Annotated in this window: 8 protein-coding genes and 5 tRNA genes; 11 read left to right on the top strand and 2 right to left on the bottom strand. The window is 39.9% G+C overall.

What is annotated here, in order from left to right; genetic code table 11:
• Positions 1–81: 81 nt before the first annotated feature.
• Positions 82–366, bottom strand: a complete 285-nt coding sequence (locus tag WAM07_RS17285) for a DUF2624 domain-containing protein (protein ID WP_422168636.1) — start codon at positions 364–366, stop codon at positions 82–84.
• Positions 367–530: 164 nt separating this feature from the next.
• Here WAM07_RS17285 and WAM07_RS17280 point away from each other — a divergent pair, with 164 nt between their 5' ends.
• Positions 531–974, top strand: a complete 444-nt coding sequence (locus tag WAM07_RS17280; RefSeq protein WP_422168635.1) for a hypothetical protein — start codon at positions 531–533, stop codon at positions 972–974.
• A 41-nt stretch (positions 975–1,015) separates the two neighbouring features.
• Here the strand turns inward: WAM07_RS17280 and ispG are convergent, their stop codons facing one another.
• The gene (ispG, locus tag WAM07_RS17275) at positions 1,016–2,125 is read right to left on the bottom strand and encodes a flavodoxin-dependent (E)-4-hydroxy-3-methylbut-2-enyl-diphosphate synthase (RefSeq protein ID WP_422168637.1); all 1,110 of its coding nucleotides are present in this window, start codon (positions 2,123–2,125) and stop codon (positions 1,016–1,018) included.
• A 285-nt stretch (positions 2,126–2,410) separates the two neighbouring features.
• Here ispG and WAM07_RS17270 point away from each other — a divergent pair, with 285 nt between their 5' ends.
• The 10 genes from WAM07_RS17270 to WAM07_RS17225 form a co-directional block, all read left to right on the top strand.
• A complete protein-coding gene (locus tag WAM07_RS17270; protein WP_422168634.1) occupies positions 2,411–3,031 on the top strand; it encodes an NfeD family protein in 621 nt (206 codons plus the stop codon).
• 387 nt (positions 3,032–3,418) lie between these two features.
• On the top strand, positions 3,419–5,056 hold the full coding sequence (locus WAM07_RS17265; protein WP_422168633.1) for a Na/Pi cotransporter family protein: 1,638 nt from the start codon (positions 3,419–3,421) through the stop codon (positions 5,054–5,056).
• Positions 5,057–5,243: 187 nt separating this feature from the next.
• Positions 5,244–5,320 (top strand) — tRNA-Met (locus tag WAM07_RS17260).
• A 30-nt stretch (positions 5,321–5,350) separates the two neighbouring features.
• Positions 5,351–5,426 (top strand) — tRNA-His (locus WAM07_RS17255).
• 3 nt (positions 5,427–5,429) lie between these two features.
• Positions 5,430–5,506 (top strand) — tRNA-Ile (locus WAM07_RS17250).
• A 12-nt stretch (positions 5,507–5,518) separates the two neighbouring features.
• A tRNA-Ser gene (locus WAM07_RS17245) sits at positions 5,519–5,611 on the top strand.
• 79 nt (positions 5,612–5,690) lie between these two features.
• Positions 5,691–5,763, top strand: a tRNA-Phe gene (locus tag WAM07_RS17240).
• Positions 5,764–5,984: 221 nt separating this feature from the next.
• Positions 5,985–6,599: a superoxide dismutase gene (locus tag WAM07_RS17235; protein ID WP_422168632.1), complete on the top strand. Its 615-nt coding sequence runs from the start codon at positions 5,985–5,987 to the stop codon at positions 6,597–6,599.
• 102 nt (positions 6,600–6,701) lie between these two features.
• Entirely contained in the window at positions 6,702–7,937 is a 1,236-nt protein-coding gene (locus WAM07_RS17230) for an MFS transporter (RefSeq protein ID WP_422168631.1), read from the top strand.
• A gap of 91 nt (positions 7,938–8,028) precedes the next feature.
• A partial coding sequence (locus WAM07_RS17225) for a peptidoglycan D,D-transpeptidase FtsI family protein (RefSeq protein WP_422168630.1) occupies positions 8,029–10,065 on the top strand: 2,037 nt, incomplete at its 3' end.

Genomic DNA, 10,065 nt, shown 5'->3' with positions numbered 1-10,065 from the left:
ATAACGACTTTTGAACAAAGAAATAATCATGTGGGCAATCAGGGTCACAGGAGTTAATTCTATGATTAGGTTATCTGGTCATTACTTTAACCAATGAGCCACACCGTACTCTTTAGCCAGCTCCACTAGAAGGCGATTCACAGAGCGGGCTGTGTCTTTGGAAGTAATGGCAGCAAGTTTAGTTAACATTCGTTTGCGTCCATTTGGATCAAAAGGGTTTTCCTTATTTTTTCTAAGAGCTTTAACGATTAGTTCAGCTTCAGACTTTGAGATAGGGATATTGTATTGCTTACTGTAACCCATTAAATCATAAACCGTCAGCTGTTTTAATTTTTGCATAACAAATTGTTGAGCTACTTGTTTCATTATTGATACTCCCTTTCGCACCAATGATTTAATACACCATATGAATTAAAAGGGGAGAACGTGTTAAGTAAAAATAATGGATATGTCAGAAAATCCCTCGTTAACAAAAGTGATTATGGAACATACTAAACGTGATTCTCCAAACAGAAAGTGAGGGTATCCGTATGTATGATCCGAAAAATCCTGTTGAGAATCAGGAAACAGAGAAAGCTCCAGAGCATGGTGATGAATTGGAGCAAGTGCATGAGGATGACCAGCAACCAGTTAATGATCATGGACGCGGTCCTTATCAGCCAGTATATGGGGAAAGTTATGAAGAAGAATACGCCCAGGAAACGGCAGTAGCGCCTATAGATGAACCTTTTCAAACTGAAGAAAAAGAGACAACCATGGAAAGTGATGTAAAAGTAGGTATGGGTTGGCTGGGACTGAGTGCAGCCATTCTTTCTTTTTTCTTTGCTCCCCTCATATTAGGTGCCGCTGGCATCGTATTAGGGATTATCGGAAAACGGCGTGGAGCTGATACGCTAGGGAACATGGCGATTATTATCAGTATTGTATCCATTGCGTTTTCTATATTCTTTGCTCCGATCTATAATCTGATCTAATTTCAGATAAAAAAAGGTGGACCGCTATGGTCCACCTTTTTTTATGCTTTTTGCTCTAATTTTTCTTTTTCGATACGCTGTTTCTCATAATGCTCTTCGGCGAGTTTATCGACTTCTTTTTTGAGTTCTTCCACCATAATATCTTCAGGAACCTTCCTGATAATCTCTCCATGGCGGAACAGAAGACCTTCTCCACGAGCACCTGCGATCCCTATATCTGCTTCTCTTGCTTCACCAGGGCCATTCACAGCACAGCCTAATACAGCAACTTTAATAGGGGCTTGGATAGTTTGAATATATTCTTCAACTTCGTTTGCAATAGAGATTAAATCGATTTCGATACGTCCGCAAGTTGGACAGGAAATTAAGGTAGCCGCATTCGCAGCAAGCCCGAATGACTTAAGCAGCTCTTTAGCAGCTTTTACCTCTTCGACCGGGTCAGCACTAAGGCTGATGCGTAGCGTGTTTCCAATTCCTTTGCTCAAAATAGCACCTAGACCTGCTGCACTTTTTATTGTGCCTGCGTATAGAGTGCCTGATTCAGTAATCCCCAAGTGAATCGGGTACGAAAATGCTTGCGCAGCTTTTTCATAAGCTTCAATAGCTAAGTGTACATCTGAAGCTTTCAATGAAACGACGATGTCATGAAAATCTAGATCCTCCAGAATTTTGATGTGATGGAGGGCACTTTCAACCATACCGTCTGCTGTTGGGTATCCATACTTTTCAAGGATGTGTCTTTCTAAAGAACCAGCATTAACTCCTATGCGAATAGGGATCCCTTTCTCTTTAGCCGCGTTTACCACCGCTTCAACTTTTTCTCGTTTCCCAATGTTTCCAGGGTTGATACGGATTTTATCTGCACCGCCCTCAATTGCTTTCAGGGCTTTTCTATAATCAAAGTGAATATCGACAACCAGCGGTATGTTAATACGCTTTTTAATTTCAGGGATAGCGTCTGCTGCACGGTCATCAGGACATGCAACACGGACGACTTGGCAGCCCGCTTCTTCTAAACGTTTAATTTCGGCTACTGTAGCTTCAACATCGTGCGTTTTGGTTGTAGTCATCGATTGAATAACGACTTCATCAGCTCCGCCGATGGTCACGTCACCTACTTTTACAGGGCGTGTATCTTTTCTGTGGGTAATTGCCATTTTCAAATCGCTCCTTTATATACTTACAAAAAAGGTGTGCTTCTTAACGTTCCAACCTTTATTATAAGGGCTTTTAACTTAAATGAGAAGTCAAGTCACTTAAATACAGCCACTCCACATGTAAAACTATTGTAAATGCTTCTATTTTACATATCCAAGTTTAACAAATTATATTATGGAGGAAGCAAATAGTAAACTCAAGTAATATTTAATGAAACGAAAGTAGAGCCTTAATCGTACATATAGTATTCAGAAGATATACGGGAGGATGTGTTCATCGTGCTTGCATTTGATTGGATTGCTTTGTTTATTACATTTTTAGGCACCATGTTTTTAATCGGTGAACTACTGGTTAACATGAAAGGAATCTTTGCGATTGTTGGTTTTGGGTTTATTACTGTTTATTTTTCAAGTTACTTAGCAACAGATATGTTTATCGTTATGATGCTTGTCTACTTTCTCGGTATCATTCTAATGGTTGTTGATGGTAAGCTCATAAATGATGGCACACTTGCTACGATCGGAGCGGCTATTATGGTTATAGCCGTAGGATTTAGTGCCCCCAATTGGGTAGCTGGCTTGTACAGTGTTATTGGAGTCATTCTTGGCGGTGCCGCTTCCCTGTTATTCCTGAAAGTATTTAAACATAGGAAGATGTGGACAAAAATTACGCTCAGGGACCAATTATCATCGGAAATGGGATACAATTCCATGAAAGAAAGTTATCAATTTCTTGTGAATAAAAAAGGCAAGGCTTTGACTGACATGAGGCCGGTAGGGACAATAAAAATCGAGGAAGAAGACTACAGTGCTGTTTCAAATGGACAGTGGATTTCAAAAGATGATGAAATCAAAGTGGTTTCCGTAGATGGAACTAGAATATTAGTGAAAAAGATATGAATAGATGAAAATAAACCAAAATAAGTGTTCGTTAACACTCTCTATCCCCTTTGATTGGGTAATACTAATCAAAGGGGATAGAGAGTGTTTTATTTGAAAAACGAATCAGTCCCAATTAACGAGTCTCACGAAAATAGAATTTTGGAAGGAAGACATCAATATAGAGGGTTTTGAATAAAACATTCTACAGCAGGGAGTTTTTTCTGCATGAACTTAGTTATAGTTCCTTCTAACAAATGATTATTACACCTCTTTAAACCTAATGTAAATTTAATGTTAAGATTCTCGGATATCCTTTACAAATAAAATATCTTTCGTTAATAATGAGAAAGGTGTTTTTAAAAGAGATAAAATGTAGAAACTTGGATGAAGAAAGGGTGGGGACTAATGGAGATAGACGTTCAAAAGATGATTTTTGAATTTATTGGCGGTCTTGGTATCTTCCTGTTTGGTATAAAGTACATGGGGGACGGACTGCAGAAAGTAGCCGGCGATCGATTACGTGAAATGCTGGATCGCTTTACCAGTAATCCGCTAATGGGTGTTATTGCTGGGGCTGTAGTAACTATGCTTGTACAAAGTAGTTCAACAACCACAGTTCTGACGGTAGGATTGGTTAACGCAGGTTTTATGACCTTTAGGCAGGCTATTGGCGTAATCATGGGGGCCAATATTGGAACAACCATGACTGCATTTATTATTGGAATAGACGTTAAAGAATATGGTCTTCCAATCTTGGCCGTTGGGTCTTTATTAATTTTCTTCTTTAAAAATAAGAAAGTGACGAACATTGGACAAACAGTCTTTGGATTGGGAGCTTTATTTTTTGGGCTTGAAACAATGAGTGGCGGTATGGAACCGCTTCGATCATTAGAAGCTTTTAAAGAGCTCACTTTAAGTATGAGTGACAACCCTGTATTAGGAGTAGTAATTGGAACGTTATTCACTGTTATTGTTCAAAGTTCAAGTGCTACTATCGGAATTCTTCAAGGACTGTTTGGGGAAGGGCTAGTGGATATTCAAGCAGCGCTCCCCGTCTTATTTGGAGATAATATTGGTACAACCATTACGGCTGTAATCGCTGCTATCGGCGCTAGTGTCGGTGCCAAAAGAGCCGCATTCGTTCACGTTATCTTTAACGTGTTAGGTGCCACTGTATTTCTCCTGCTGCTCAAACCATTTACAGCCTATGTAGTCTGGCTGCAAGGATATTTAAACTTAGGGCCAGAAATGACCCTTGCCTTTGCACATGGGTCTTTTAACATTGCGAATACAGTAGTACAGTTTCCTTTCGTAGCAGTACTAGCCTGGATAGTTGTAAAATTAGTGCCTGGTGAGGATTCCCTAATTGAATTTAAACCGCAGCATCTAGACCCGATTTTTATTGAACAATCTCCTTCACTTGCTCTTGACCAGGCAAAAGAAGAGGTAGTTCGAATGGGGCAGTATGCATATAAAGGACTTGAAGAGACAAGTCTATATTTAAATAATAAACAACAAAAGCATTCGGAAATTGCGATGCAGATTGAGGACGCCCTAAATAATCTGGATCGTAAGATAACGGATTATCTAATTGACTTATCTCAAGCTTCCTTAACAGATGAAGAAAGTCTCAAGCATTCAGCTTTGATGGATTCGGTTAGGGACCTTGAACGAATTGGCGATCACTTTGAAAACATTATTGAACTTATCGATTATAAAAACTCTAATAAAGTTTACTTGACCCCTCAAGCTATAGATGACTTGAATACAATGTTTGATCTTACTCTAATGACTGTAAAACAAGCGACAAGAGCACTTGAAACCATGAATAGAGAAGAAGCTTTAGCTGTAGTTCAAAAGGAAAATGAACTTGATCGAATGGAACGCAGTTACCGTAAAAAGCACATCATTCGTTTAAATGAAGGTGTCTGTACGGGCCAAGCTGGTATCGTATTCGTCGATATGGTCAGCAATTTAGAACGTATTGGTGACCATGCTGTTAACATCGCAGAAGAAGTCCTTGGAGAAAAAGAAAGTTTATAAGTTTTTTAAGGCAGCTGAGCGCAGGTTTCAGCTGCCTTTTATAAAAAAGTCTTGAAAGCTTAAAGAGACCGTGCTATATTATTCCTGTCGCTAATTTAAGAACGAAAAAAGTTGTTGACAAATTATTAAATAGATGATAAATTAATAAATGTCGCTTCAAACAAGAATTACCTATTATTACTTTCATGGCGGTGTAGCTCAGCTGGCTAGAGCGTACGGTTCATACCCGTGAGGTCGTGGGTTCGATTCCCTCCACCGCCACCATTTTATTACATATTTTAAACTTTCATTACGGCGGTTGTGGCGAAGTGGTTAACGCACCGGATTGTGGTTCCGGCATTCGTGGGTTCGATTCCCATCAGCCGCCCCAAGTGGACCCTTAGCTCAGCTGGTTAGAGCTATCGGCTCATAACCGATCGGTCGCAGGTTCGAGTCCTGCAGGGTCCACCATTATCTTCATACGGAGGAGTACCCAAGTTTGGCTGAAGGGAGCGGTCTTGAAAACCGCCAGGGGCTTTACGGCCCGCGGGGGTTCGAATCCCTCCTCCTCCGCCATGATACATATAATGTAAAAGGTTCATTATAACTTATTCATTGAACCCACCAGCGAATGATTTAGCTTATAGCTTAGCATGGCTCGGTAGCTCAGTCGGTAGAGCAACGGACTGAAAATCCGTGTGTCGGCGGTTCGATTCCGTCCCGAGCCACTTTTAGCAGTAGTGAAAAACCAAGCCCATCCATCGGCTTGGTTTTTTTATGTTTTAATTTATTCAATACGGGAAACCTTAATAGCGGAAGTCAAAAGTATTCTAAACGGAAAGCTGCATATTATTTGCAAGTACATTTCCGGTTTGATAATGTAAAATTAAGAAGTTATGCAATGAGCATACTTTTGGTTTTACATATTAATTAAAGGAGGAGTTATACTATGGCTAAATTTGAACTACCAGAACTACCTTATGCTTACGATGCACTAGAACCTACCATCGATAAGGAAACGATGAACATCCACCATACGAAGCACCATAACACTTACGTGACTAAGCTCAACAATGCATTGGAAGGTCATGCAGATCTTCAGGACAAATCATTGGAAGAATTGTTAGCCAACAATCTTGCAGCTGTACCAGAGGATATTCGTACGCCTGTACGCCGTAATGGAGGCGGACATGCAAACCACAGTCTATTCTGGACGATCATGTCTCCTAATGGCGGTGGCGAACCAACAGGTGATTTAGCAACTGCGATCAATGATACCTTTGGAAGCTTAGATCAATTTAAAGAAAAATTCGAAACAACGGCTAAGGGTCGTTTCGGTTCAGGCTGGGCCTGGTTAGTCGTAAACAACGGCAGCCTTGAAGTAATCGATACGTTAAATCAGGATTCACCGATTATGGAAGGTAAGACTCCGATCCTTGGACTTGACGTTTGGGAACATGCTTACTATTTGAATTACCAAAATCGTCGCCCAGACTACGCTGCAGCATTCTGGAATGTAGTAAATTGGGATGAAGTGGCAAAACGCTACGAAGCGGCTAAATAAAAAATTCCAAGAAGAGACCTGGATTTCTATCCAGGTCTCTTCTTTTTGCATATCTCTTTTTGTTCTGCCAACACTAATGGAGAACACAAAGGAGACATGGATATGGTGAGCAGGCTGCGAGCGTGGTTGAGCCACGAGAACGTTTCGAAAGATTTACTATTGTTGCTTTTAATTGGAGGTTTATACTCCCTCGGGATTTTTTTATCCAGTACATTTGTGAATATTTATTTGTGGAAACAATCAAATAGTTATACGGACATAGCTCTATATAATTTAAGTATTTATGTATTACAGCCCTTAACCTTTATATTTGCTGGTAAGTGTGCGAAACATATCGACAGAGTGATCGTTCTTCGTACAGGGGTAATCGTTCTTTCATTATTTTTCTTAACCGTACTTATCGTAGGTGAGAACGCGGCCAAGTTTAATATCATGCTCGGTGCATTACTTGGAGTGGGATATGGTTTTTACTGGCTGGCCTACAATGTATTAACTTTTGAGATAACTGAACCTGACACACGAGACTTTTTTAATGGGTTTTTAGGGGTTCTGCAATCTTTAGGCGGAATGACAGGCCCGCTGCTTGCAGGTTTTATTATTTCTCGTTTAAACAACTTCACAGGATACACGGTTATTTTTGCTGTGTCGTTTGGCCTTTTTATAGTGGCCGTTCTCGTCAGCTTTGGATTGTCTAGAAGAAAAGCAAAAGGGAATTTCTCTTTTCGGAGAATCATTAGCGAAAGGAAAAATAATCTCAATTGGAAACGTATATTAAACGCACATGTATCCCAAGGATTTCGAGAAGGGACTTTTTTATTTGCGGTGTCCATATGGATCTTCTTAATGACACGTAATGAATTGTCCTTAGGTTTTTTTAATCTTGTTTATTCTGGATTCTCCTTCCTGTTTTATTTTCTAGTTACCCGTCTTGTGAAACCCAGACGGAGAAAAAAGGCTATTTTTATAGCAGGTCTTTCCCTTTACCTTAGCGTTTTAATTTTGCTGGTAAGTAAAAGCATGGCTTTGTTATTACTCTACGGGGCCATTGCAGGCATCTTCTTTCCATTATTGTACGTGCCCTATATATCTTTAACTTATGATGTCATCGGCAAGTCATGGAACGCCGGAGAGATGAGAATCGAATACATTGTAGTCAGGGAGCTATTTTTAAACTTAGGACGAGTTCTCTCCATAATTGTATTCCTGCTCGCCATTGTATTCATTACTCCTGAAACGGGAATTCCCTATATATTACTGCTGGTAGGTGGAGGCCACTTTTTAATTTATTTCTTTATTAAAGATATAGACACAAATGTAGTTCCGTCTTCTCACAATTGAAACTATCTTCCCACATCGAATGGCTATTATGTAGCAGTAAAATGATGCTATAATATAGGAAGAATTTTGTGGAAATTGGGGGAGAACATAGATGGCCGGCGATATGAAAAGAGGAAAGAAAAAAACCCATCTTCCTTTTCGTTTAAATATGGTTTTTTTTATTGTATTTCTATTATTTGGAGCAATCATCCTTCAGCTTGGGGTAGTTCAAATTCTTAATGGAGAAGAAGCCCAGGATGAAATTGATCGAACAGAAAACACAACTACAAATATACCCGTGCCCAGAGGAGAAATGTACGATCGCTACGGAAGGGTAGTCGTAAACAATGAGCCTCTTTATTCGATAACTTATACTCCTCCTAAGGGAGTAAAACAACAAGATCGTTTAGAGCTGGCAGAAAAGTTGGCGCAGTATATCAATATGGAGTTTGAAGACAAGCTTAGTACCCGTGACTTAAAAGAATACTTCTTCTTAGAGAATAGAGAAGAAGTGGTTGAGCGTATAAAAGATAAAGATACAAAGGAGATGGATAATGGCGAGGTTTACCAGCTTCAACTCGACAGCATTAAGGAAACTGAAGTGACTTCTTATGACAATCCGACTAAGGAAGTTATCGCCATTAAAAAAGAGTTGGACAAAGCATATGCACTTTCCCCTCACATCATAAAGAATTCAAACATTTCCTATGAAGAATATTCTTCCGTGGCGGAGCACTTGGGGAGTCTGCCAGGAATAAACGTTACGTCTGATTGGGAAAGAGAATATCCTTATGGTAATACGTTCAGGAATTATGTAGGGAACATAACTTCAAGAGAACAAGGGATTCCGCGTGATAATTTGGATTACTTTATGTCATTGGACTACAGTAGAAACGACCGGGTAGGAACGAGCGGTCTGGAACAGCAGTATGAACAAGTGTTAAAGGGAACTAAAGAAAAAGTTCAATATGAGATTGATAAAAATAACGATGTAGTTAATTCAAATGTGATACGTGAAGGGGAGAGGGGAAAAGATTTAGTTCTCACCCTCGACGTAGAACTTCAAGAAAAAGTAGACCAAATATTACGTGAAGAACTAGAGAGTGCTATTCAGCAAGCCCCTACTGAGAATAAGCATCTTGAAAATTCAGTAGCCGTTGTGTCTAATCCCAAAACAGGTGAGATTTTAGCCATTTCTGGCCAAAAGTATAATCGAAACTTGGAAGAAGGAGAAGAGCGCTTTTCGGACACATCTCATCAGGCTGTATATAACGCGTATATGTCTGGTTCTACAGTCAAAGGAGCAACGATTTTAACTGGTTTACACGAGGGAGCTATTGATCCTGGACAGACGGTAAATGACCGTGCCATAAAAATCTCTTCGGACCGGGAGAAGTCATCCTATACTTCAAATATAGGAGTTGTGGATGATATAGCGGCGATTCAACAGTCATCCAACGTTTATATGTATTTTCTTGCCATGTATCTAGGCAAAGAATTTGATTATCAATATGGACGGCCCATTAGTTTAAAAAATGGTACGTTTCAAACCTTTTTGTATAACTTTAATCAATTTGGTTTAGGGGTGGAAACAGGTCTTGATTTCCCGTATGAAGAAACCGGCTTTGAAGGGAAAAATCCGGCCGATGGAAATATTTTAGACTTTGCTATTGGTCAGTACAGCACTTACACGGCTATGCAATTAAATCAGTATGTTTCTACCATAGCTAATGGTGGAAGCAGGCTTAAAATGAAGCTGGTAAAGGAAATTCACGATCCTTCGACTTCTTCTGACGGATTAGGACCAATCTATAAAGAGTATTCACCCGAAATCATTAACCAGCTCGAAATGGATTCTGCCTATATTGAACGTGTGCAAGAAGGATTCAGGCAGGTATTCCAAACGAGTGAAGGAACGGCAAGCAGCGTGTTTTCCAATTCCACTTATGCTAAATACAATATGGCGGGAAAAACAGGAACAGCAGAAGCATCTAAATCGATACCTGTAAATGGAGGAGAATCCTATCGCCTGGAAGATAACTTGTTGAATAAAACGTTGATCGGCTATGCTCCGCACGATGATCCTGAAGTCGCTTTTTCTGTTGTAACTCCATACTTGGGAAATGATACGCCCACCACCGGTGTGAGT

The sequence above is a fragment of the Halobacillus sp. genome (assembly GCF_049282395.1).
In the GTDB taxonomy this organism is placed as follows: Bacteria; Bacillota; Bacilli; order Bacillales; family Halobacillaceae; genus Halobacillus.
This window is presented reverse-complemented; position numbering and strand designations above follow the sequence as displayed.

Bases quoted from the DNA above. Each gene is read 5' to 3' on its own strand.
- WAM07_RS17285 (WP_422168636.1), bottom strand. From the start codon at position 366: ATGAAACAAGTAGCTCAACAATTTGTTATGCAAAAATTAAAACAGCTG.
- WAM07_RS17280 (WP_422168635.1), top strand. From the start codon at position 531: ATGTATGATCCGAAAAATCCTGTTGAGAATCAGGAAACAGAGAAAGCT.
- WAM07_RS17265 (WP_422168633.1), top strand. From the start codon at position 3,419: ATGGAGATAGACGTTCAAAAGATGATTTTTGAATTTATTGGCGGTCTT.
- WAM07_RS17235 (WP_422168632.1), top strand. From the start codon at position 5,985: ATGGCTAAATTTGAACTACCAGAACTACCTTATGCTTACGATGCACTA.
- WAM07_RS17230 (WP_422168631.1), top strand. From the start codon at position 6,702: ATGGTGAGCAGGCTGCGAGCGTGGTTGAGCCACGAGAACGTTTCGAAA.